The sequence below is a fragment of the Shewanella glacialimarina genome (assembly GCF_020511155.1).
Classification (GTDB): Bacteria; Pseudomonadota; Gammaproteobacteria; order Enterobacterales; family Shewanellaceae; genus Shewanella; species Shewanella glacialimarina.
Map to the genome: position 1 here is coordinate 1,229,249 of NZ_CP041216.1, position 25,157 is coordinate 1,254,405.

General features: G+C 37.4%; 22 protein-coding genes. All 22 read left to right on the top strand.

Annotated elements, in window-relative coordinates; translation table 11 throughout:
• Positions 1-52 precede the first annotated feature (52 nt).
• The 22 genes from FJ709_RS05345 (at position 53) to wecA (ending at position 25,094) form a co-directional block, all read left to right on the top strand.
• Positions 53-2,173 (top strand): secretin N-terminal domain-containing protein, encoded by a 2,121-nt coding sequence (locus FJ709_RS05345; protein WP_226414120.1) that lies wholly within the window; start codon positions 53-55, stop codon positions 2,171-2,173.
• Between the two features lie 437 nt (positions 2,174-2,610).
• Positions 2,611-4,032 (top strand): hypothetical protein, encoded by a 1,422-nt coding sequence (locus tag FJ709_RS05350; protein WP_226414122.1) that lies wholly within the window; start codon positions 2,611-2,613, stop codon positions 4,030-4,032.
• Positions 4,033-4,598: 566 nt separating this feature from the next.
• Positions 4,599-5,903, top strand: coding sequence for a flippase (locus FJ709_RS05355; protein WP_226414124.1), 1,305 nt, complete (start codon positions 4,599-4,601; stop codon positions 5,901-5,903).
• A gap of 92 nt (positions 5,904-5,995) precedes the next feature.
• Positions 5,996-7,087 carry a nitroreductase family protein gene (locus FJ709_RS05360; protein ID WP_226414126.1) on the top strand — a complete coding sequence of 364 codons (1,092 nt, stop codon included), beginning with the start codon at positions 5,996-5,998 and terminating at the stop codon, positions 7,085-7,087.
• Positions 7,088-7,207: 120 nt separating this feature from the next.
• Positions 7,208-8,368 carry a polysaccharide pyruvyl transferase family protein gene (locus tag FJ709_RS05365; protein WP_226414128.1) on the top strand — a complete coding sequence of 387 codons (1,161 nt, stop codon included), beginning with the start codon at positions 7,208-7,210 and terminating at the stop codon, positions 8,366-8,368.
• Positions 8,337-9,278, top strand: coding sequence for a glycosyltransferase (locus tag FJ709_RS05370; RefSeq protein ID WP_226414130.1), 942 nt, complete (start codon positions 8,337-8,339; stop codon positions 9,276-9,278). Before FJ709_RS05365 ends, FJ709_RS05370 begins: the two co-directional genes overlap by 32 nt.
• The gene (locus tag FJ709_RS05375; protein WP_226414132.1) at positions 9,265-10,341 is read left to right on the top strand and encodes a glycosyltransferase family 4 protein; all 1,077 of its coding nucleotides are present in this window, start codon (positions 9,265-9,267) and stop codon (positions 10,339-10,341) included. Before FJ709_RS05370 ends, FJ709_RS05375 begins: the two co-directional genes overlap by 14 nt.
• A gap of 148 nt (positions 10,342-10,489) precedes the next feature.
• On the top strand, positions 10,490-10,972 hold the full coding sequence (gene pssD / locus FJ709_RS05380) for a PssD/Cps14F family polysaccharide biosynthesis glycosyltransferase (protein WP_226414134.1): 483 nt from the start codon (positions 10,490-10,492) through the stop codon (positions 10,970-10,972).
• A complete protein-coding gene (gene pssE / locus FJ709_RS05385) occupies positions 10,969-11,421 on the top strand; it encodes a PssE/Cps14G family polysaccharide biosynthesis glycosyltransferase (RefSeq protein ID WP_226414136.1) in 453 nt (150 codons plus the stop codon). The genes pssD and pssE overlap by 4 nt, the downstream gene beginning before the upstream one ends.
• 47 nt (positions 11,422-11,468) lie before the next feature.
• The gene (locus FJ709_RS05390) at positions 11,469-12,416 is read left to right on the top strand and encodes a Wzz/FepE/Etk N-terminal domain-containing protein (RefSeq protein WP_226414138.1); all 948 of its coding nucleotides are present in this window, start codon (positions 11,469-11,471) and stop codon (positions 12,414-12,416) included.
• A gap of 121 nt (positions 12,417-12,537) precedes the next feature.
• A complete protein-coding gene (locus FJ709_RS05395) occupies positions 12,538-13,746 on the top strand; it encodes an O-antigen ligase family protein (RefSeq protein WP_226414140.1) in 1,209 nt (402 codons plus the stop codon).
• Between the two features lie 51 nt (positions 13,747-13,797).
• Positions 13,798-15,069 (top strand): Vi polysaccharide biosynthesis UDP-N-acetylglucosamine C-6 dehydrogenase TviB, encoded by a 1,272-nt coding sequence (tviB, locus tag FJ709_RS05400; protein WP_226414142.1) that lies wholly within the window; start codon positions 13,798-13,800, stop codon positions 15,067-15,069.
• A gap of 2 nt (positions 15,070-15,071) precedes the next feature.
• Positions 15,072-16,016 carry a Gfo/Idh/MocA family oxidoreductase gene (locus FJ709_RS05405; RefSeq protein WP_226414144.1) on the top strand — a complete coding sequence of 315 codons (945 nt, stop codon included), beginning with the start codon at positions 15,072-15,074 and terminating at the stop codon, positions 16,014-16,016.
• Positions 16,017-16,081: 65 nt separating this feature from the next.
• Positions 16,082-16,660, top strand: coding sequence for an acyltransferase (locus FJ709_RS05410; protein WP_226414146.1), 579 nt, complete (start codon positions 16,082-16,084; stop codon positions 16,658-16,660).
• Positions 16,661-16,665: 5 nt separating this feature from the next.
• Positions 16,666-17,769, top strand: coding sequence for a DegT/DnrJ/EryC1/StrS family aminotransferase (locus FJ709_RS05415; protein WP_226414148.1), 1,104 nt, complete (start codon positions 16,666-16,668; stop codon positions 17,767-17,769).
• Positions 17,766-19,115, top strand: a complete 1,350-nt coding sequence (locus FJ709_RS05420) for a lipopolysaccharide biosynthesis protein (protein WP_226415868.1) — start codon at positions 17,766-17,768, stop codon at positions 19,113-19,115. The genes FJ709_RS05415 and FJ709_RS05420 overlap by 4 nt, the downstream gene beginning before the upstream one ends.
• On the top strand, positions 19,112-19,648 hold the full coding sequence (locus tag FJ709_RS05425) for an acyltransferase (protein WP_226414150.1): 537 nt from the start codon (positions 19,112-19,114) through the stop codon (positions 19,646-19,648). Before FJ709_RS05420 ends, FJ709_RS05425 begins: the two co-directional genes overlap by 4 nt.
• 74 nt (positions 19,649-19,722) lie before the next feature.
• Positions 19,723-20,796 carry a non-hydrolyzing UDP-N-acetylglucosamine 2-epimerase gene (wecB, locus tag FJ709_RS05430; protein ID WP_226414152.1) on the top strand — a complete coding sequence of 358 codons (1,074 nt, stop codon included), beginning with the start codon at positions 19,723-19,725 and terminating at the stop codon, positions 20,794-20,796.
• A gap of 32 nt (positions 20,797-20,828) precedes the next feature.
• Positions 20,829-22,028: a glycosyltransferase gene (locus FJ709_RS05435; protein WP_226414153.1), complete on the top strand. Its 1,200-nt coding sequence runs from the start codon at positions 20,829-20,831 to the stop codon at positions 22,026-22,028.
• A 63-nt stretch (positions 22,029-22,091) separates the two neighbouring features.
• Positions 22,092-23,138 (top strand): glycosyltransferase family 4 protein, encoded by a 1,047-nt coding sequence (locus tag FJ709_RS05440; RefSeq protein WP_226414154.1) that lies wholly within the window; start codon positions 22,092-22,094, stop codon positions 23,136-23,138.
• Positions 23,125-23,847 (top strand): WecB/TagA/CpsF family glycosyltransferase, encoded by a 723-nt coding sequence (locus tag FJ709_RS05445; RefSeq protein WP_226414155.1) that lies wholly within the window; start codon positions 23,125-23,127, stop codon positions 23,845-23,847. Before FJ709_RS05440 ends, FJ709_RS05445 begins: the two co-directional genes overlap by 14 nt.
• 206 nt (positions 23,848-24,053) lie before the next feature.
• Positions 24,054-25,094, top strand: coding sequence for a UDP-N-acetylglucosamine--undecaprenyl-phosphate N-acetylglucosaminephosphotransferase (wecA, locus tag FJ709_RS05450; protein WP_226414157.1), 1,041 nt, complete (start codon positions 24,054-24,056; stop codon positions 25,092-25,094).
• Positions 25,095-25,157: the final 63 nt, after the last annotated feature.

The window sequence follows — 25,157 nt, forward strand, 5'->3', positions numbered from 1 at the left end:
ATTTATTTTTTATAAAGCCATAAAAATTAACTGTTAATAGCAAAATAGACGAATGAAAACTAAAGTGGAAATTTTAAATATGCCAGATCAAACGGCTAAAACAAGCTTCAAAATACAACGACTTTTAGGTCAGCTAAAAGTCGTTATGCTAGTGTCTAGTAGCATAATGCTTATTAATGGGTGTGCCAATAGTCAACAAGCCGATAATCGGCCCGCTAAAAAGTTAGATTCATCATATCTTGTTAGCACTAATGTTGACGGGAAACCTGTCGTCAATAACAATGCCGTGGTTCAAGAGAGTCTTAACGATGAAGATGTCAATACTTCGCTGATAAGAGTGCCATCGTTAGTTAAAAATAAAGTCGGCTTCAGCAATGATGAAGCAATTGCAGACAGTTTTTCGGCGCAACCGACTATGACTATCGCAGCTGACAACATGCCATTGAATGATTTTTTGCATTACTCTTTTGGCGAACTGTTGCAAACAAGTTATGTATTAGGCCAAAACCTAGCAGACGATTCAAATTCAGTAACGTTAAATTTACAAGAAAAAATCAGTCCACAAAAATTGTTTAGTTTAGTTGAGCAATTATTGCTGCAGCGCAACATTGGTATTAAAAGGCAGAATGAGGTTTTATACATACACAAACTCAGCGCCGAAAGTGGTCAAGCTACCGCTGTGGGCTATGGCCGTACAGTAGACAGCGTGCCAAATGCAATCAATGTTCAGCAAATAGTGCCATTAAGATATTTGATTAATCCAAACTCACTAAAAACATTAAGAGATATTACCGGCGTCGCGACCGATGCTGATGTTTCTCAAGGCGTTTTATTTTTAACCGGTAGTAAAGAGCAAGTTATACGCTCTCTTGAATTACTGGCACTACTAGATGCCCCCGGCAGCATTAGCCGAAATATTGGTTTTTTAAAATTAATGTATGTTGATACCGACACCTTTATAAAAGCAATTACTGAAATTTTGCAAAATGAGGGCATTATGGGCGATAGCGGCAGTAGAGATAATCGTATCTCCCTAGTGCCTATTAGCCAATTGGGTGCGGTAGCCGTTTTTGCAAGTGAAGCAGACTTTATCAACAGGGTAGAGTTTTGGGCTAAACAAATCGATAAACCAAGTAAAGGTAACGAAAAACAATATTTTGTTTATACGCCTAAATTTGCCAGGGCATCTGATCTTGGCCAAAGTGTATCAGCGTTAATCTCAGGCAGAAGCGTGTCAAGCCAGCAGGCTGAACAATCTTCTGTAGATAAAGCTGCCGCGATAGAAAATACCGCTGCCAACCAATCAAACATCAGTAGCGCAAGTAACGATGAAATCAATATGGTGGTTGATGAGCGATCAAATGCATTGATATTTTATACCTCAGGCACAGAATATCAGGCAATACTGCCGTTGGTATCCCGCCTAGATGTTATGCCAAAACAAGTGGTACTAGAGGTGTCTATTGTTGAGGTGACATTAACTGAAGAATTTAAGTTTGGGGTTGATATGGCATTTAGCTCAGGTAACTTTAATTTAAGTAACGCTTTTGGCGCTGCTGATATTAGTGGCTCGGTGTTAAAGTGGGCCAGTGGCGGCAACAGTATTGACGCCCAAGCCTTTGAAAGTAATAAATGGGTCAATGTATTATCTAAGCCGAGCTTACTAGTAAGAGATGGTGTTTCAGCCACAATTCAAGTCGGTACCGACATTCCGGTTGTGGGTAAAACAACCACAGACCCAACCAACGGTATCACTAAGTCGGTAGAGTATCGTAAAACCGGTATTGAATTAACGGTAACACCAACCATTAACGCCCAGGGCGTGGTGATAATGACCATAAGTCAAAGTAACTCTAATCAAGTCGATGGCGGCACTGATGTAGAAGGTAACCCACAAATATTTGAGCGCAGTATTGATACTGAAGTAGTTGCTGAAAGTGGTCAAACGGTTATTTTAGGCGGTTTAATAAGCGAAAACTCGAATGATAATAAATCTGGCTTACCCTGGTTAAGCCAAATCCCCGTTTTTGGTAGCTTATTTGGCACCACAACAGAAAGTAAAGTGAAAACTGAGCTAGTAATAATGGTGACCCCAAAAGTGATTCAGCGCAGCGATGAGTGGAATGAAGTGAAAGAGCAGTTTTCAAAGGGATTGCAATTCATTGAACTTTAATGTGTTTTAAAGTTGATGTTAAATATATGTTATTATGGTTTTTTTTATGTTGCAGTTGTTTGCAATAGCGGTTTCTCTTATAATCAACGCACTGGTTTTTATAAGGCCTGATTAACGGAATTAACTTTTTAAAAGTTTGATGTTTGCCACAATATTTCAATAAGTTATTAGTGGTAGGTCGTTTTGTGAGCACATGTTCATTCTGTTATTGACATATGATGGTGAATACATAAAACTATAGTCGGAAAGTTAAAGTAATGTGCGCTAGAGGATACTAGTGCTTCTAGCTTAACTTTACAAAAGCCATTGAGAAATTATAGAATCAACTGAATGGTTTAAATTTAGCTTTCTATCGAAAGTTGTAATATAACGGAACAAATAAGTTAATAAATGATTTATTGCTGCTTGTTCCAATTTCATGAAATTGGAGATTTAAAATGAAAAAGGTATTCAATGCCTCTATACTTGCTGCTGCTGTAGCACTATCTTTTGGTGCTAACGCTGCTGACGTTTCTGTTGGTACTAAATTAAGTATCACCAACGAAGCTTCTGCTGCTGGTGTGGCTTCAGCTACTTATGCAAACGACATCACGTTCTATAACCGTCAAGAACTAGCTGCAGGCGACGTTGTTACTCTAACATTCCCAGTTGGTTCAGTTGTAACTAGCGCTACTATTTCTACAGGTTCAGGTGTTGGTTCTTTTGGTGCTGCAGTAATTGCTGACTCTGGTTCATCTACTAAAAACCTTACTATTAAATTTACTGTTGCTACAGGTAGCCCAGTATTAAACAACTCAAAAACTGTTGTTTCTCTAGTAGATTTTTTACCTAAAGTTGGTGACGTTGTATACACTGCTGCTGATGGTTTCTCTGGCGCAGCTAAAGATACAACAGGTACAAATTCAGTTGCTCTAACAACTTCAACTGCTCAAGAAGTAGTTTCAGTTGCAACTAAATTCAACGGTTTTATCAAGCGTGATGCTCGTGGAACATATGAAACAACTAAAGGTACTTTAGCTGCTGAAGTTTCAATTTCACGTCCAGCTGCTACTACTGTAGCTGCTGTAGCTACTGAAACTTTAGTTATCACTGGCAAAAACTTCGACACAGTTACTTCTATCGAAGCTGCAATCTGTGATAACGGTACAACTCCAACTGCAGTTAACACTACTGGTCAGCCAGTATTAACTTGTGCTACAGGTACTAAAGTACCAGTGACAGTTGCTGCTGCTGCTGCAACTTGTGGTGGCGTAGCATGTGTTTCTCCAGCGAAACCTGATACTTTCACAATTAACACAGTTACTCTAACTGATGAATTAGTTGCTGCTGTTTCTCCAGCTACTGGTTTAGCTGGTAAAATTGCTGTTGCAATTACTTCAGATACAGCAAAAACTTTCCCAGTAGGTTCTGTTGCAGTAACTCGTAATGTTACTTACACGCAAATTGCTCCAGCAGGCGCTAACAAGTCTTATGATTATATCAAAGATGCTGACTTCGGTTTATTCAAGTTAGACGCTTCTGTAGTTAACGTTCCTTACCTACCAGTAGGTTATGATTTAACACCTAACGTTGAAATTGCTAACGCTGGTTCAACTGATGCTGAAATCCAGTTAGAAGCTTTCGACCAAAATGGTGTTGCTTATGGTCCAGTTACTCTTACTACAAAAGCTGGTAAGAAAGCTGTTACTAAAGTAAGCGAAGGCGATATCGAAACTGCATTCGGCTTAGCTGCTAACTCTAAGAAGAAGTTAAGCGTAACTTTCGTTCTTGACGCAGATGCTGCTGATATCACATTAGCACCTTACTACCGTCAAAATGAAAGCCGTGTAAACGTAATGTCTGACCAATACAAGAAGTAATCTTCTTTAGTCAAGCAAGTTTATGCTAACAAAAACGAGCCTTAGGGCTCGTTTTTTTATGTTTGCAATATGATAAACAAATGTATTTTGTGCAATGATTTACAGGTAAAAGTAGCGAGTTAACACAGTCCTTGTGTGTCTCAAAGTGACCGCGATATAAAAGTAAATAGCAAGGCTACATACATAGGGTAAATGCCAGTGACGTAATCTTGCTAAGTGGCATCACATTAAAATTGTAGAATATGATTGGCAAGGTTTATACTGTGGGATTATTATCCCAATTCAGCTTATTTATAAAAAGATTCAGTACTTTAGTTACTTAACCTCAACTCGGGTTAAGAGATGAATAAATGGCATTTTAATAGTCAAAATTCAAGTGTTTATCCTCGAACTTGAGCTTTGCGATGGTAACAAGGCGAATTAACGCGTCAATAGCTGGCCTATTGCAAGTACTTTTGCGTAAATAATAACGCAGTTAACAGTGCAAAGAGCTGTTTGATATGCATTTATTAGCCCGAGCTGAGGTTACTTAATCATTCGCTAACAACAAAGTGGTATTACACCGTATGGCCTTTTTTCAATCAAAAGTGTTCACTAATGCCAGTTGGCTTTTAACCGAAAAAATCCTGTTAACAGGAAGTGGATTACTGTTTGTTGTTTTACTGACACGACATTGGTCGGTAGAGCAGGTAGGTGACTACCAGTTTGTATTAGCAATATTAGCCTTACTCGCGCCATTTTCGTCAATGGGATTAAATTCTATTGTCAGTCGTGAATTAGTGCTATTTCCCCATCGCACCGCTTCTATTTTAGGCACAGCATTGGTTATTCGATGCAGTGGTGCGGCTGTAGCTATGCTGGTTAGTGCATTATTTTCTTTTTGGCTTGTCCCCAATGAGTTATTTTATATATTTTTATTATTGTTACTGGCTCAATTAAGCCATGGTTTTTATGTAATAGATTACTATTTTGAAGCCCATGTTAAGTCTAAAGTGTCAGCACTATTACGCACAAGCATTGGCCTGCTGATGTTGTTAGTCAAATTTATCTGGGTGGTAAATGGCTTAGGTGTTGTAGGTGTGTTAGTCATTACCGCCATTGAATGGTGCTTGTTTGCTTTAGCCTGGGTGGGTGTGTACTACTTTTTTCATCAACCTAAACCCGCTTTTGAATGGTCGTCAGCACAAGCTAAACTGTTTTTATCAAAGGGTTGGTGGTTAATTCTATCGGGTGTGGCCAGCATTATTTACTTAAAAATTGATCAAGTGATGCTTGGTTGGATGCAGGGCAGTGAAGCGGTAGCCTATTATAGTTTGGCAAGCCGCTTGTCTGAGGTGTGGTATTTGTTTCCAGGTATTATTGTTGCTTCATTATACCCTGGCTTAATTAAGGCCAAACAATTAGCTGATGTTTATCAAATAAAGCTACAGCAAATATGTACTCTACTATGCTGGATGGCGGTATTGATTGCTGTTGTGATGACAATGATAGCGCCCATATTGGTTGAGCAGTTGTTTGGGGCAGAATACCAGCCCACGGTCTTGATATTGCAAATTCATATTTGGGCGGGAGTATTTATATTTATGCGGGCGCTGTTTAGCAAGTGGATATTGATTGAGGATATTCCTAAATACTCTTTGCTGACCCATGGTGGTGGTGCCATTGTTAATGTCATTCTTAACTTTTGGCTGATCCCTGTTATGGGCGGTGTGGGCGCGGCCTGGGCAACACTTATTTCTTATGCGATGGCTTCTTACCTAGTGTTGTTTTTATGTAAACCTACACAAAAAATGGGCGTGATTATGTCAAGTTCTTTATTTGCCCCTATTCTTTTTATTGTAAGTAAAGTCAATAAACTGTTATCTAAATAAGGCTATTCTGCTGTTTTAAAAATGATTAACTATACGATGGTGTTGAAAATCCCGTAAAATAGCTGCAAATGTGAATGCTTGACTTGGTACTTATGAAAACTTTATTGCGTAATTGGCTTCCTAATAATGTTAAGCAGCAGATACGCCACCTTTTTACGGCGGTAGATGAATACCAACTGATACTGTTATCCTTTTTGTTTGCTCGTTTCCCCCGTAGCGCTACCTGGCTGTATAGTTTGGTTAATCGCGATTTTATGCGTGAACAGCAAGCCGTGTTATCAGGAAGGTTAGCTTATCGTAAGCAAGAGGGCATACAGGCGGTTTCAAGTGCTTTACTTAGGCGCAATATACATCGACTAGAAAAAGGCTTATGTATGCAGCCTAGGCGGAATGTATTTGCAACAGATTTTATATTAGCCACGGTTGAGTGTTTTGCCACTTGTATGAACAACAAGCACATTGAAGCAAGCGAGCTTAAGTGGGCTTTAGATGTGCTAAGTGCTTATTTTGACGCTGTCACTCATGTCGAAAATATCGCCCAAGCCAATGCCATTTTTATCGCTATCGATAAAAGCGTAATAGCGGGCCAATCAGATCCTAAACATAGCTTTGTTCCTTATCAGCATAAAAGCATAATCGATACAGATATTACGACCGCAAGCCTGCGTGATTTATGTATAAGAAGAAGATCGGTACGTTGGTTTACAGATAAAGCTGTAGCAGATGACCAATTGAATGAGGCAATCAGTATAGCTTTACTTGCACCAAGTGCTTGTAATCGCCAGCCATTTCGATTTCATGTTTGTAATGACCAACAACTTGCACCTGACATTGCACGCCTAGCAGGTGGTACAGCTGGGTTTGCCGATAATATTCCTTGTGTCATTACCATAGTGGGTGATTTAAGTGCCTATCCTATGTCTCGGGACCGCCATGTTATTTATATTGATGCAGCGTTGGCGGCCATGCAGCTGATGCTGGCGTTAGAAACGTTAGGGTTAAGCAGCTGCCCGATTAATTGGCCTGATATAGATGTACCAGAACAAAAAATGGCAGACAGATTAAGGTTAACTGATTTTGAACGTCCTGTGATGCTGGTTGCTATTGGGTATGCTGATCCGCATGGGATGATCCCGTATTCTCAGAAAAAATCGATTAATGTCATTCGCACAGATGTGATTTGATCGCCCTAATATAACCGCGTCATGTTTGACGGTATATCAAGGATGTTAGGCTAAATATTTGTCATGTTAACAGAGTGACTTTCGCTCTTCTTGCGACAAGGTTAAGTAACAGGTAAACCAATGATTATTGAAATTAAAGGCACTCAGTTCATTAATAAAGGTGCTGAGTTAATGCTTTATGCCGCATTAGAGCAAATTAAACTCAAATGGCCCGAGGCTGAAATCGCTTTACGCCCCTCTTCACATTCTCCTTATTTAAAGCGCGCCAAAGTGGGGGCCTGGCAAAAGTTATGTTTGCATAAGCATGTTATTGATATCAACTGGCTAAGTTATTATTTTCCTCAACCGTTACGGTCTTTCCTTAAAGGGTGGGGAATAGTCACTGAAGCCGATATTGACTGTGTGTTAGATGCATCGGGTTTTGCTTATGGCGATCAATGGCCTATACGGCAGTTAACTCATACGAGTAAAGAGATCACTCGTTTTCATCACAATAAAAAGCCCTTTATTTTATTACCCCAGGCTTTAGGACCATTTGAACTGCCAATTCTAGCCGACTCTATTAAACAGCATTGGCAACATGCTGGGTTAATTTTTGCCCGAGACAAAGTGTCTTATCGTCATATTGAAGCCTGTGTTGGAGAGTCTCAAAAACTGAGTAACTTACACTTAATGCCTGATTTTACTAATTTAGTTAAAGGGCAAGCTGTAGGGTTAGAAAATGCTAATCGAACTGTTTTATTTATTCCTAATAATAAAATGCTCAGCACTAAAAATAACAGGCGAGATTGGGTTGAGCATTATGTGGATATGATGGCCACTTATTGTGTTGATGTGGATAAATTGGGGTATATTCCGGTTTTGCTTAACCATGATGGTGATAAAGATCAGGGGCTGTGTTTAGCAATAGCTAAGCAAGCAAATTTACCTATTCGGATTGTTAAAATTGATGATCCTCTACAAGTAAAAGGCTTGATTGGCGAAGTTGCCGCGGTAATTAGTTCACGTTTTCATGGCTGCGTTAGTGCTTTGAGCCAGGGTGTACCTTGTATTGGCACCAGTTGGAGTCATAAGTATGAAGAGTTATTCGCTGACTATCATCAACAAGCTTATCTTATTAGCCAGCCTAACAGTGACCACAAACCGCAAATAGACACTTTGTTAACCGCGGACTATGCTAATGCTTGTCGCACCAATCCTGCTATTGCTGAACTTAAATCTCAGTCACAACAGATGTGGAATTTAGTGTTTGAAAAAGTGGAATCATTACGTGGTAATTGACCCTGAAGACATAACACAAGATAGCAACACTGAGCAGCCGCTTGTGACTGTTTATATGCCTACGCATAATAGGTTGGCCTTACTCAAGCGTGCTGTTCAGTCTGTTTTAGAACAGAGCTTGCAAAATTTTGAATTAATCATTGTCAATGATGGCTCAGCCGATAACACAGAAAGCTACCTTGAACAATTAGCCCAAACCGATAGTCGTATTAGGTGTTTCCATCAATCACCTGCTCAAGGCGCTTGTGCTGCGCGTAACTTTGCGATTCAACAAGCGAGGGGAATGTTTATCACCGGGCTAGACGATGATGATGAGTTTTTACCGAATCGGCTGAAAATGTTTTCACAGGCGTGGGATCCCGACTATGCGTTTTTGTGTCATGGATTTAGATGGCAATATGGTAAGCGCTTTAAGGTGGTTGATGCCACAGCCATGACGATTACTCTGCCATTATTACTGGATTATAACTATGCGACTAATCAGGTGTTTACTTTAACGAGCCGATTACGTGAAATAGCCGGTTTTGACCCAACATTTAAAGCATGTCAGGACTACGATACCTGGGTCAGATTAATCTTTAAATTTGGCAATGCTAGTCGGTTAAGTGGTGACAGTTATATTCTTCATCAAGGCCATGAAGGGCCTAGAGTAACGGTTAAGTCTATAGAGGGTTTGAAGCAATTTTACGCTAAACATGATCATTTAATGAGTCGCCGAAATAGAAAAAACCAACACTTTTTACAATTAATTGCTCAAAAAGAGACATTGTCTTTTAAAGGCTTTATGACCATTGCCACTGACGGTCATTTTCTGCGGAAGTTAAGATATTTTTTATCGAGTCATTTTCATGTCTTGGCGCGAGTTCGTCACCGCTATTTGAAAGAAGGTAAGTTTAATGGCTGGAAATAAGCTTATTATCGTTGGTACGCATTCTACAGAAACCCGTGGTGGGATCAGCGCCGCTGTATCGGGCTATGAACAGGGTTTTACCCAACAAAGTATTGAGTTTATTCGCGTCAATTCCCACAGTGATTTAAGAAGTAGAATATTCACTTGGCTGTCAGCCTGGTTTCAAGTATTGCAACTGTCTGTAAAGTATCGCTCGCGTGCGGTATTTTGGTTTCATTGCGGTCCTTGGCTGTCTTTGACCCGTAAATGGAGTTTTGCAGTAATAGCAAGGCTTTTCGGCTGTCAAACCGTTGCGCATATGCACTCACCAACATTACATAATTACATCAATAGTCAGTATGGTCAGTTTTTGCTTAAATTGTTCTTTGCCCCTTTTGGGCGTGTTATCGCATTAACGCCCTGGTGGAAGGACCAATTAGTTTTATTTGGTATAAATAAGCCAATTGATGTGTGTGCTAATCCTGTCTCAGAAGACATTTTGTCGGCAGCAATACAGACGTTATCTACGCCTAAAATAGTACGTGAACCTCAAGGTGATATCGTTATTTTATCTATGGCTAGATTAATTGAGGGCAAAGGTATTGAACATGTTATTGATGCCATGGCTATTTTACCTGAGCATTATCATTTAAAAGTTGCGGGTGAAGGCCCTTTAAAGCAGCTGCTTATTCAGCGCGCCGCCTCATTAAAACTTCAGCACAGGGTGACCTTTGTTGGTTGGGTAGACAGTGTTATTAAACATAACTTGTTTAACAGTGTAGATATTTTTTGTTTACCCTCAAAATACGACTCATTTGGTGTTGTATTCATTGAAGCTATGGCGTTTGATTTACCCATAATCGCCTGTGACTGGGGGCCAATAACAGATGTTGTAACATCTGAGGTTGGTTTGTTAGTGCCCTATTGTCATCCCCAAGCTATTGCCGATAGTGTTGAAACACTCGCTAAAAACTATCAAGATTATTGGGGCAAGGGGCCTCAGCGTGTAATGGATAACTTTTCCCCATTAACTTGTTGTAAAAATGTAATAAACTCATTTTTTCAGCAAGATAACTCAGCATAATGTTTTTTAATTATGCGGTTCATGGCCGTGGTTTAAATTACACAGCGGGAATGTGGTCATATCCTAGGTTTTACATTACAATATCGCCCCTGGCACCTATTTAGGTGCATATTTTTTTATTTGATTAGATTTGGTACAAGTAGTTTGTATGCATGAAAAAGTCATTTTGGTGATATATGGACGTGGTGGCCACAAAGAACAGATGCGCCGTCTATTAAATGAATTAAAGAAGAACTCACCAAATCTTCAATTTGTATCTATTGCTGATGTCGATGATCCGTTTGGGTCTTTGCTTCATTATAAATGCCCTGAGCCTAGGGATAAATTTAATGTATGGAGCGCGCCATTCAAAATTCCTTATTCTGCATTAATCAGTTTAATTCAATGTATTAGGTTAATTGTGAAATATAACATTACCGGCATTGTATCAACGGGTCCAGGTATGGCTGTTTTCCCATCTATCTTGTTTCGTTTACTCGGAAAACAAGTCGTGTATATAGAATCATGGTCTCGCTTTTATTCAGCCTCGCTAACGGGGCGTTTTATGTACTATATATCGACTGTTTTTTACGTGCAGAACGAGTCGATGAAGAGCATTTTTTCTAAAGCAAAATACCGTGGTCGCTTATGAATATTTTTGTAACAGTAGGCCACACACGATTTGATTCTTTATTTAGAAAAATAGACAGCTATCAAAAAGATGAATGGTTTTTTATCTCTCAAATGTATGATGGTGAGTATATACCTGAGTCGGGTACATCAATCCGATACACAGATAAAATTGACCAATATTATAACAATGCTGATGTGGTGATAACCCATGCTGGAGCCGGTACGGTTTATCATTTACTCGAAATAGGTAAACCGATTATTGTTGTCGCTAATAGCGACAGAATTGATTCACACCAAGAAGATTTGATTCGCTATGTTGAGGATAATCACTTTGCACAGGTTTGTCGTGATTTAGATGACCTTGAAGGTTTATTGAATAATATCAACAGCTATAAGGCTATTAAATATCATAGCGAGCCATTTTGTGCCGCAGCTGATATAGCAAAATTATTAAAATTAATTGATTAAGTTCATGATTAATTTTTTGAACTTACGCTTGAATAAGGTGATTTTTGATGTCTAGTGAGATAGAACGACTTAACTCAAATACTGAGGTAGTCTCTTTTAGCGCCATGTTTGCGATGTTGTGGCGTACAAAGTGGTTCATCATAATATTTACAATGGCAGTTTCAACCGCCACAGTGCTATACGCAATAAGTTTACCTAATGTATACCGAGCTTCAGCTTTATATTTGCCAAAAAGCGGAGATGAAGCTGGTGGTGGATTGGCTAAGTTAGCCGGACAATTTGGTGGTTTAGCCAGCATGGCTGGCATTAATATCGGTGGTGGCGGCACAGATAAAACGGTTGCGGCACTGGAGTTTATGAAGTCTCGTGCATTTTTGCAGAGCTTTATCGAAAAACGTGATCTCTACGTACCCATTTTAGCCGCCCAAGGCTGGGATCAAGCATCAAATAAACTTATCATAGTGCCGGAACTCTATGATGAGACAAATAATACATGGGTTCGTGCAGCACCTCCAGGTTTCAAGGTTATCCCAACAGCGTGGGAAGCTTATGACGCGCTAAATAAGATGATCACCGTATCTGAGCAGTCTAAAAAAGGCTTTGTTAAAATCGAATTGGAATATTACTCGCCTGAATTAGCCGCAAAATGGTTAGCCTGGTTGGTAGAGGATTTAAATGCGTATTGGAAGGCTAGAGAACACGCACAAACTCAAAAAAGCATTGCATTTTTAACTAAGCAAGCAGACGGAGCGCAATTGTCTGAATTAAAGAATGTTTTTTATCAGCTAATCGCTGAGCAAACTAAAACAACAGTACTCAATGAAGTCAGTGACGAAGTGCTATTCGAGACAATAGCCCCTATTGTATTGCCAGAACAAAAAAGTGCACCATCGCGGGCTTTGTTATGCATAGTTGGTTTTGCACTTGCTTTTATGCTGTCGTGTGTTTTGGGACTCTTTTATTGTGTATTTCGACCTGTAAAAAACAGTCAATAAAAGAATGATTTATTTTTTGATTAAGATACTTTACTAAATGAGCGAACATATAGTTCTGGAACGTGACGATAGAATTATTGTGCTATTACATCATATTGTGGTGTGGTTGATGGCAGGCTATTTGTTAGCTGATATGGTCTCTGGTTTTTCATTAATGAAGTTGGGCGTTGATCTAAAATTTTCGCTCATTTATAAAACACCATTATTTGGTATTTTATTGTTATTGATTGGTCGTTATCAGTTTAAGTTGATGCTTACGATTCTTAGTTTTATCGTCGTGTTAATGATTGCTCCTGCAATTTCATATTTCAAGCTTGCTCAACCGAACATGTTCTTTTTCGACTTTGGTTATGTAATTAAGTTACTCATGCCAATGACGATATTCACTTATTTTTATGTTATGACTCAACAGGCCCCTGCTTGGTCATATCGTTGGGCTAAAACAATACTTTGGACATGTTTTTATTCACTATGTTTAAACTTTTTCTTTGCTGCAATAGGCGTTGGGAGCTCGACATATAATACCGGGGGCGGTAATACTGCAGGCTCTACAGGGTTTATTTATGCAGGTAATGAGTTAGGTTCTACATTTTTGGTGATTTTTGGTTTTGCACTTCATAAAGTATGGAATGATAAGCCTAGATATTTGTATATTATATTGGCTATGTTTACCATTTATTGTGGTTTTTTGGTTGCAACTAAGACCACAATGTTAGCAGCCTTAATTTTAGTTACCATGATACCTATTGTTAATGAAAGACAGAATTTGTTTCGCTTCACTAAGTTTAAAGCAAAGCTTATTTTGCCTTTACTTATAGCCCTAACTATTTTAGCTGTTAGCTTATTCGAGATATTAGATTCTATAGGTTTATTAGGTAGATTTGAGTACTTTTATAGACAACGAGGCATAGTGGGTATTATTTGGTCAAATCGGGATGTTTTTATTATTGATTTAATATCAATATACATACACCAAAGTTCATTAATTGAGCAGATTTTTGGGCAAGGTATTGCTATTGGATTAAAGCACTCTGTTGGAAAGGGGTCTGCAGAAGTAGATTTTGTAGATTTGTTGCTTTGGTTTGGTTTTATTGGTTTATCGATGTGTTTGATATTTTATTCTTTTTTACTGGTTTTATCAGCTAAGTTGACATTAAGACTGAAAAGCATAAATGCTCCGGCTATTTTTTTAATCAACGGACTATTATTAATGCTATCGGCGTTAAGTGGCCACATCTGGATTTCAGGAACATTAGGTATTTCCGTCGGGGTTATTAATAGCTTACTTTGGTATGAAAAAATGGACTTAGATAAAGTCAGTGGTGGTTAAAATTCAACCTGATGGTATGGCAGTGTTATTTAATAAATTAAGAGAAATGTAATGTTTAAACAATCTAGAATTGCAGTGATAGGGCTTGGTTACGTCGGCTTACCTTTGGCGGTAGAGTTTGGTAAGCATTACCCAACTATTGGTTTTGATATTAATGAAATTCGTGTGGCTGAACTTAAGTCCGGCATGGATAATACTCTTGAAGTTGAAAAAGAAGAGCTTTTAGAAGCTAAGCTATTAACCTTTACTTGTGAACTTAAGGATATTGCAAATTACAATATTTATATTGTGACAGTACCGACGCCTATAGATGATAACAATGCCCCGGATTTGACTCCACTAGTTAAAGCCTCTGAAGCACTTGGTAAGGTCATTACTAAGGGCGACACTGTTATTTATGAATCTACAGTTTACCCCGGAGCTACCGAAGAGGTTTGTATCCCTATTATTGAGCAGATTTCAGGCCTCAAGTTTAATGTCGATTTTTATGCAGGATATAGTCCTGAGCGTATTAATCCTGGTGACAAAGTCAATCGCTTAACCACCATTATGAAGATTACGTCAGGCTCTACACCTGAGACTGCCGATTTCGTTGATAATCTGTATTCATCAATTATTACAGCGGGTACACACAAAGCTTCATCGATTAAAGTGGCTGAAGCAGCTAAAGTAATTGAAAATACACAACGAGATCTGAATATCGCAATTATCAATGAATTTGCGAAGATTTTTAATAGACTCGATATTGATACTGAAGAGGTGTTAAAAGCTGCTGGTACTAAGTGGAACTTTCTTCACTTTAAACCAGGTTTAGTTGGTGGTCATTGTATTAGTGTAGATCCATATTATCTCACCCATAAAGCCAAAGAAGTAGGTTATACACCAGAAGTCATACTAGCAGGTCGTCGAATTAACGACGGTATGGGAGCTTATGTTTCAACTCAAATGGTAAAAAAACTTGCTAGTAAAAAAATCCATATTGATGAAGCTAAAGTACTGGTGCTCGGTTTCACTTTCAAAGGTGATTGTCCTGACGTTCGTAATACTAAAGTTATTGACGTTATCAACGAGTTGAAAAGTTTTAATATCTCCGTTGATGTATATGATGCATGGGCTAATCCGGCGGAAGTTAAGCATGAATATGATTTAGACCTTATTTCAGAACTAAAACTGAATGAATATGATGGCATTATCATCGCAGTCGATCATAGTGAATTTAAAGCGATGGGTATCGAGAAGGTGCGCCAACTCGGAAAAGAAAACCATGTCGTTTACGATGTTAAGTATGTTTTCGGTATCAATGATTCAGATTTGAGGTTGTAATTATGAAGAAGTTTGCACTGATAGGCACCGCTGGTTATATCGCGCCAAGGCATTTAAATGCTATTAGAGACACGGGTAATGAGCTCGTGGTTGCAATGGATATTAATGATTCTGTTGGCATTATGGATATGCACTTTCCTGACTCAGAGTTTTTTACAGAATTTGAGGATTTTGCAGCTTATGTGGAAGATGAAGCAATTAAAGGCAATAAGCTAGATTATGTTTCTATATGCTCGCCTAATTATTTACATACCCCACATATGAAATTTGCGTTGAAAAATGGCATTGATGTTATTTGTGAAAAACCCATGGTGCTTCATTCAAGTGAGATAGATATTCTTGCTCAATACGAGAAAAAGTATGGTGCGAAAGTTAATACTATTCTGCAACTACGATTACACCCTTCGATTCTTGCGTTGAAAGAGAAAGTAGCAAATGCGCCTAAAGATAAAGTTTTTGATGTAGAGCTTACATACATGACATCCCGTGGTAAGTGGTATTTGAAGTCTTGGAAGGGCGATAATACCAAGTCTGGCGGTGTGGCTACTAATGTTGGTGTTCATTTCTACGATATGCTTCATTTTATTTTTGGTGATCTTAAGCATAACGAAGTCCATTATCGTGATGAACAAACTGCAGCAGGATATATTGAGTACGCCCAAGCTCGTGTTAAATGGTTTTTATCTATTGATGCAAATAATTTACCCGATAATGCGGTGAAGGGGGAGAAGACAACCTATCGTAGTATTTTAATAGGCGATGAAGAGTTAGAGTTTTCTGGTGGTTTTACCGATCTTCATACGCAGAGTTATCAACGCATTTTAGATAATAAGGGGTACGGCCTAGAAGATAATCGCGTTGCTATTGAAACCGTTGAAATTATCAGAGAACAAGCACTGGCTTCTAACCCTATAAATTATCACCCATTAATGAATAAACTGATTTAATCATTGTTCTATTTATTTACTCTGTAAGCCATTCAACAGTGGCTTACATGTTGAGTTGAGTCATTATGAAATATACTAAACATGATACTGCCATTGTCGATGATGGCGCCACAATTGGTGATAACACTCGAATTTGGCACTTTGTGCATATTTGCGGACAGGCAAGTATAGGTGAAGGTTGCTCATTAGGGCAAAACGTTTTTATTGGTAATAAAGTGGTTATTGGTAATAACGTTAAGATTCAGAATAATGTGTCCGTTTACGACAATGTATATATAGAAGATGATGTATTTTGTGGGCCAAGCATGGTTTTTACTAACGTCTATAATCCCCGCTCTTTTATCGAAAGAAAAACCGAGTATCGCGATACGTTAATTAAACGCGGTGCAACACTTGGTGCAAACTGTACTATTGTATGCGGTGTTACTGTAGGTGCTTTTTCATTAATAGGTGCTGGTGCGGTTGTTAATAAAGATGTGCCTGAATATGCGTTAATGGTAGGGGTTCCCGCTAAACAAATAGGCTGGATCAGTGAGTATGGTGAGCAGCTTCCGTTACCTTTAGTTGGTCAAGCTGAGTGTGCTTGTGAGCATACAGGAACAAAATATGTGCTCAGTAACAATACATTGACTAAAGTGAGTTAGATATAATGCAATTTATCGATTTAGCCGCTCAATATGAGCACCTTAAAACACGTATTGATTCGCGAATTCAAACCGTTTTAGATCACGGTTGTTATATTATGGGCCCAGAAGTAGAGGAACTAGAATCTCAATTAGCCGATTATGTTGGCGTTAAGCATGCTATTACCTGTGCAAATGGCACTGATGCATTACAGCTGTGTATGATGGTTTTAGACATTAAAGAAGGCGATGCAGTTTTTTGTCCTACTTTTACATTTTTCGCTACGGCCGAAGTTGTAGCATTTGCAAATGCCACTCCTGTTTTTGTTGATTCTGATGTACAAACTTTTAATATTTGCCCAGTAGATTTAGAAAAAAGAATATTAGAAGTTATCAGTGAAGGTAAGTTAATACCTAGGGCGATTATCGCTGTAGATCTATTTGGATTGCCTGCAAATTATCCTGAAATACAGAAGATCGCCGATAAGTATGGCCTTAAATTAATTGAAGATGCTGCTCAAGGTTTTGGTGGTGCTATTAATGGGCAACGCGCAGGAAGTTTTGGAGATATTGCCACAACCAGTTTTTTCCCAGCTAAGCCTCTAGGGTGTTACGGCGATGGTGGGGCTATTTTTACAAATAACGATGATTATGCAACATTGCTTAAATCCTTAAGAGTGCACGGCAAAGGTAGTGATAAATACGATAACGTTAGAATAGGCATTAATAGTCGTTTAGATACTATTCAGGCAGCCGTATTACTTGAAAAACTGGCTGTATTTCCTCAAGAGTTGGTTCATCGCAATCGGGCTGCATCATTTTATAGTACCCGTTTGAGTGATCGTTTTGTCACCCCTATACTGCCTGCAGGCTATACTTCATCTTGGGCTCAATATACCTTGATTGATGATAAGCGCGAAGCTGTTATGGCTGAATATAAAAGCAAAGGCGTACCTACCATGATTTATTATGGTACTTGTATGCATCAACAAACGGCATTTAGTCATTTAAACTACTCAGATGCTGATTTTCCCATAGCATCATTGCTTGCTAAGCAAGTGTTTAGTCTACCAATGCACCCTTATATAACAGAAACGTCTCTCGAATCTATTTGCTTAATATCAAAATGAATGGTCTTTGGAACAAAGCATTAAAGGTTTTTTTAGGGACATCTGTTTTACAGATGTCCTCCATTTTAAATTTTATTGTGCTCGCGAGGCTACTCTCATCTCAAGATTTTGGTCACTTAAGACAGCTGATGCTATTGAATCAAATTCTGTTTTCAGTCCTTTTTGCTGCAATTCCCATTTCTTTATTGTATTTTTGTGGCCGATTTACCGACAAACAAGATAAAAAAACAGTAGCTAGAAAGCATTTTGTGTTAATTCTAGGATGTGGGGTAGTGGGTGCTATTGGCATTTTGATATTTAAAAATGGCCTTTCTGAACTGTATGGTAACCCTGCGCTGTCTCATTTACTTGAGCTATTTTTTATATTTCCCCTTTTCTATATGATTTACAATTCAGTACCGACATTTCTTGTGGCATTAGATAAAACACATTTAATTAAGTGGTACTGTCCCTTAATCGCAATAGTTAATACCCTTGTAATTACATATGTAGCCACTTTTGCATCGTTTTTAGTTGTTATCTGGGTGTTAATTATCACCGCAGGTATATCCGCTGTTATTGCATTACTCCTACTTGCGTGGTTGACAAAAAATCCACAAGATGATGTTAACTTTAAAGATACCAAGTTTACTTATTCTGATGTTATAGGTTATTCATGGTTTTTAGTTATCGCGGCAGCCATAACAATATTGGGTAGTAAAATTGACCAGTTTATTATATCCAATAAGCTAGGACTCGAAGCTTTTGCTGTATATTCTGTAGGTGCTTTTCAGATACCCATTTATAGCCTCATTCAATCAAGTGTTAATTCAGTCATGCTACCGCAGTTAACCTCTCATATTGTTAATAATCAATGGGACAAACTGCGAAGTTTATGGCGTGAATCTGTCGATAAAATAAGCCTTGTAGCATTACCTTTGGCGGCAGTCTTAACAGTATTTTCATATGAGTTTATTACACTGTTTTTTGGCGATAAATATGGCGATGCAGCAACAATATTTTTGATATTTTCATTGTTAGCTCCTATAAAGTGCATTTCATTTGGATTGATTTTTAGAGCGTCAGGCAAGCCACAATATGACCTTATCGGTGCTGTAGTTTTCCTTATTATATCAACAATACTGACATTCGTAGGGGTTACTTATTGGGGTGATATAGGGGTTGCTGTTGGTGTGGTCATGGCAACATTGTTGCTGGTCTTCTTGATGACTTTGTTGATCAAAATATACACCAAAGGTGAAATGGGATTTTTTGATATACTTCCGGTTTTTTTCTTTGTCCGATTCATTGGTTGGATATCATTATTTTTTGCTTTTAAAAAAGTAATTGGGTGGATACAGTTTTGAAAGAACTCCTCAAACGTTTTATCACTGCAAACGACTTTCTTTATGGGAAGGTTTATAATTATGGCTTTGTCACTAAGTTTAACTTTCGACAGTATTTTTTTAATAGAGTGATTAATTTCTTGTCAGGTAAAAAACAGGGAAAATATAACTGTGCTCATTTTACTTCCCGAGTTATCGCTGGTGATAAGTTGATACTCGAAGGGTCTAAAAAAGGCACATATTGCAGTCTTGTTGTGAGCGGTGGTTGCTACTTACAGGCCGGTAACGGAATAAGAATTGGTGAGGGAACTATTTGGGCACCCAATGTCGCAATTATTAGTGCAAACCATGATATGAGTCGTACCGATCATGGTTGGTCTCAGGCTGAAGGCGTTGTTATTGGCAAAGACTGTTGGATTGGTACCGGTGTAACTATTTTGCCCGGTGTTGTAATTGGCGATAATTGTATTATTGCCGCGGGTGCCGTTGTGACACGCTCTTTTTCTGCTAGTCATTTGGTGATTGGTGGTGTGCCAGCGAAAGAATTACAATAGGCTAGGTTTATCTTTAGAATACATGTCTAGAATTGCACTTGAGTGTGCTCTAGCAAATATATTGATGGAGTTTTATGAAAATATTAACAGTAATTGGTGCCAGACCACAGTTTATAAAGGCTGCAACAGTGAGCCGAGTGATTGCAACAATGGATAATGTCACCGAAGTAATTGTGCATACAGGGCAACATTTTGATGCCAATATGAGTGATGTTTTTTTTGAACAAATGGGGATACCAAAACCTGACTATAACCTTGAGATAGCTTCTTTATCGCATGGTGCTATGACAGGAAGGCAATTGGAAGCCATAGAGAAAGTACTATTGATAGAAAAACCTGATTGGGTAATTGTATATGGCGATACTAACTCTACTTTAGCAGGAGCGCTTGCTGCATCAAAATTACATATTAAGGTTGCACATGTAGAGGCTGGATTACGCAGCTTTAATATGAGAATGCCTGAAGAACAAAATAGAATTGTAACCGATCGAATAAGTACAATGTTATTTTGTCCCACTCAAACGGCATTAGAAAATCTAAATAATGAAGGTTATGCCAACCTAAATATTAAAACAGTGGTTTCCGGCGATGTAATGTATGATGCGGCATTGTTCTATAAACAGTTTGCAACTAAACCGAAACAATTATGTAATTTAGATTTATCAGATGGATTTATCTTATCAACAATTCATAGAGCTGAAAATACGGATGATGCAGCAAGGTTATCGGAGCTTGTTGATGCTTTGAATGAATTACATAAGTCAAAGCCTGTTATTATGCCACTTCATCCGCGCACGAAGAATAAGTTATCTGAGTTGGGTCTACTATTGAATATTCATTTAATTGATCCTGTTGGTTATTTAGAGATGGTTTACCTCTTAGAACATTGTACTTTTGTTGCTTCAGATAGCGGAGGGGTACAAAAAGAAGCATATTTCTTTAGTAAACAATGTCTTATATTAAGGGATGAAACTGAATGGGTTGAATTAGTCCAATGTGGTTCGAACAAAATAGTTGGTGCAAATAAAAAAACAATTCTTGATGAAGCATCAAAGTTGTCTAACAATCAATTGTTTAATGAAGACTTCTACGGCGACGGTAATTCCGCTTTGAGAATTGTTAATAATTTGATTAATTTTTCAAGTTAAAATTAAATGCATTTAATTTTGGAACTATATTAATGATATTTATTACCAACTCACCAGTATGGTCACTAGGTAAAGGTAAAGGTGCACCATCATTTTATAAGACTTTAAAGCTATATAATGATAAAGAACACGATGTTTTATTGTTGACCACTGAAGCGGATTTAGAGTTAGGTGAGTTAAGTTATCTAACTGTAAAAAAAATACCTAGTTTACCATTGATTAAAAGTCATTTTTTATTTGGTAGCTTTAGATTAGTAAATAAACTCGTAAATTACTTTATCTATCAATTAATTGGTTTTTGTTATTTATTACTTAATCTGAAATCTCATAAGCTTATTTATGCCTATGAGATTGGTTTTGTACCTGCAGCCAAATTTTGTGGTTTTATTCGTCGGTTAGCAGTTGTAAGTAGATTTCAAGGTACAATTTTAACAAGTCTGGTAGAGGAAGTTTCATTATTTAAAAAGCTTTATCTTAAAATAAAGTTTTTGGATCATATTTGGGCACTAAAAACAAAAACTAATCTTAGTATTATGACTAATGATGGTACTAAGGGACTTGATGTATTGTTACTTTTGGGGAGAGATAAAGACGATATTTTATTTCTTTCAAACGGAGTAGATCTTCCTGATTTTGATAATATTGAGTTATCTTCGTATACAAAAAATCAAAAAATAAATGATATTGTTTTTTCCTCAGTATCTAGAGTGCAAAAGTGGAAAAGATTAGACAGATCGATAGATATCTTTGAGAAATTTTACAAAGCTAATCCTAATTCGCACTACAACATCTGCGGTGATGGCATCGAGCTAGAAAATATGAAAGCATATGTTAAAAATAAGAAACTATGTCACGCAATAACTTTTCTTGGCTCAATTGATAAAAATACTGTTTATAGCGTTTTACAAGATTCTCATTATTTCCTTTCAAGTTATAGTTTAAGTAATTTAGGAAACCCTTTATTTGAAGCTATTCGATGTAATAATATCGTAGTTACTTTAGATAATGGTGATACAGCTAAAGTTATAGAGGATTGTGTTACAGGATATATATCTCCTGAACTAGACTATTTGAAAAATGCAGATAGTTTGATTGGTAGCTTTGATAATAAAGTTCTTTTCAATGAAATTGTATGTAATGCAAATAAAAAGCTAGATGAAATTTTGGTTACTTGGGATGAGAGAATGAATCTCGAGTATAGTTTCGTTACTAAATATTTAACTTTTAAATAATATTGATTTTTACATATAATTTATTTTATGAATTTATAAAATTATTGTTAGGATACTTTTCTTTTGAATATTCTTTTTGTATCAAACATGTACCCGAGTAAAGAACGACCTTCTTATGGGGTTTTTGTTAAAAACATTTATGACGAAATGGAACAAGCTCATTCAGGTAAACTAATTTTGTGCGTTATGACACATTCAGAAAATAAAATGTGGCCATATTTGAATTTTTACTTAAAATTTCTATTTCTTCTGATAACTAATAAAGTTGATATTGTATACTGCCATTTTCTTTCTCGGACTTCAATTTTAGGCGCGACAGCTAAGTTTTTTTTTGGCAAGAAGGTCGTTTTTAATGTTCATGGTTCTGACTATTTATTACCTAAGATTAAGGGAGGCATTCAGCATAAGTTTAATTTATGGGCAATAAGTTTTGCTAATGGTATTGTTGTACCCTCTAATGCTTTTAAGCAATTTATTCTGCCTGATATTAATACTAGTTATGAGTATAAAATATTTATATCACCTTCTGGAGGCGTAAATATTCCGACTGATATTCAATACAGCCGTCACAATATTCAACCTTTAAAATGTTTGTATGTAGGCAGAGTAAATGCTGCGAAAGGGATTGATACTATTATTGATGCTTTAAATGCAGTCACTCGTGATGTAGAACTTACTGTTGTTGGTAAGGTTGAAGAAGACCTGTTTGCTTCATTGAATAATGAGAATGTTTCTTGTCTTGTTGTTGGGGAGGTAACTCAAGAATTACTTAAACAATATTATTCACAGTCAAATTTGTTTTTATTTCCGACCAAATATTTCGAAAGCCTTGGTCTTTCACCTCTCGAGGCTATGAGCTTCGGATTACCCGTCATTGGATCTAATTATGGTCCTGTGCCTGAATATGTTCGAGATGGCTACAATGGATTTTTAATTGAAAAAGGTAACAGTGCTGAATTGCTCGATTGTATAGAGCGTTTTTGTCATCTCAGCTCTGCCCAGCGTCAAAATTTATCTGTCAATGCTGCCAGCACCGCACTAGAATACTCCCGTAAAAAGGTAGTTAAAGACCTTTTGCGTTATTTGGAGAGTTGTTTTGAAAACGCGTAAAATACTTGGATGTCCAATAAACTTAGTCAATTCGGATATGGCAAGAGAACACATCAATAATTTTATTGAAAACAAAAGGTTTGGTTATTTTGTAGCCATTAATGCTGAGAAAATATACCGATATCGGAAAGATGAGCAGTTAAAGAATGTTATCGATGCTTCTTTATATCCTTACCCAGATGGTGCAGGGGCTGTCATTTCTGGCCGTCTATTTTTTGGTGTCAAAAGTGAAAAGATCAATATGCCAGTGCTTGTGCTGGAAGAAGCTAATAGAAATAACTGGCGTGTATTTATTTATGGTGCCCAGGAAGACATTCACAATGACGCTATTGCTAAAATAAAAATCAAGTACCCCAATATCATTATTGTTGGCAATATGCACGGTTATAACTCCCAAGAAGTTGCTATTGATAGTATTGCTAACTCAAAACCACAAATCGTTTTATTGGCTTTAGGTTCCCCTCGTCAAGAGTTTTTTGCAAACAAATGCTCTGTGTCACATCTTGAGTCGATTTTTGTTGGTTGTGGTGGTGCATTGGATATTATTAGTGGTCGCTTGAATCGGGCACCATCATTTTTTGTGAACAATGGATTAGAGTGGTTTTATAGGCTAGTTCAAGAGCCGTGGCGCTGGAGGCGTCAGCTTGTGTTGCCTTTGTTTTTGTTTGAAATAATTAAAGAAAAATTATTTAAAAAAAAATCTAAATGATTTAAAGCTCTAGTTAATACCATTAGATGATTCAAATTTAGAAATTGTTTCTTAATAGACGTATTTTCGTCTGATCTTGTTAACTTATCGATTCTGCGCAAGGATAACCTGTATCTTGTTATTGATATTCGCTAGCGCTATAATGGCGTGATCTAATAATTTTCCTATACAAAACTAATGTAAAGCGTTGTTTTTAAAGAGGTTTCATGGAAAGCGTACTCCCAGCCTTTATTACTTTTATTCTTACGTGCACTGCAGTGCAATTTCTCAAACCTTTAGCGCAGTTTGTTGGTTTAGTTGACATACCTAATGATCGTAAGCAACACCAAGGTGAAGTTCCGTTAATTGGTGGCCTGGCTATTTATCTTAGTATCCTTTTGGTTTCATCTACTTTTTTTGAATATAGTCGAGAACTAAATATTTATCTGATATCAGCTGCATTGATATTATTTTTAGGGATTTTAGATGACAAGTATGACTTGTCAGTTAGATTGAGGGTTGTCTCGCAGGTTATCATTGCATCGTTAATGATATTTGGCGCCGAAATTTATTTATCGTCCCTAGGACATATTGTGTATTTTTTCGAGTTAAAGCTTAGTTTTATGGGCATTTTCTTGACCGTTATTGCTGTAATCGCAGCGATTAACGCATTCAATATGGTTGATGGAATTGATGGCCTGGCAGGTTGTTTGAGTTTAATCACTTTTGCATCGCTTGCTTTTCTGTTACATCGAATTGACAGCCCATGGTTTATGTTACCGGTTTTATATGTTTCAGCTTTGCTTGCCTATTTAATGTTCAATTTGCGTTGGCCGTCATCAAAATTGTATAAGATATTTATGGGTGATGCTGGCAGTATGTTGATAGGTTTAACTGTTGTTTGGTTATTGGTTATTGGAACCTCTGCGGACAATAACGCATTTAATCCTGTTACAGCCTTGTATTTAATTGCGATACCTTTAATGGATATGGCTGCAATAATGTATCGCCGAGTTAAAAAGGGTCATTCCCCTTTTACCGCAGATAGAGATCATTTACACCACATATTTGAAAGAGCGGGTTATAGCAGAAGACAAACACTGGTTCGCATTAGTTTTCTTTCATTGTTATTGGCAGCTATTGGCATTTCATCTGAGCTTTTAAATGTACCAGAATGGATTATGTTTGTTGGTTTTATTGCCATATTTACCGCTTATAGTTGGGCTTTGTCTCATGTTTGGCAAATACTTACCTGGCTAAAAAAGTAAGCCAATACAGTTGAGTCATTTTTTTCTTTAGAATTTATTGAGGCCTTGAGTGAAAACTCAAGG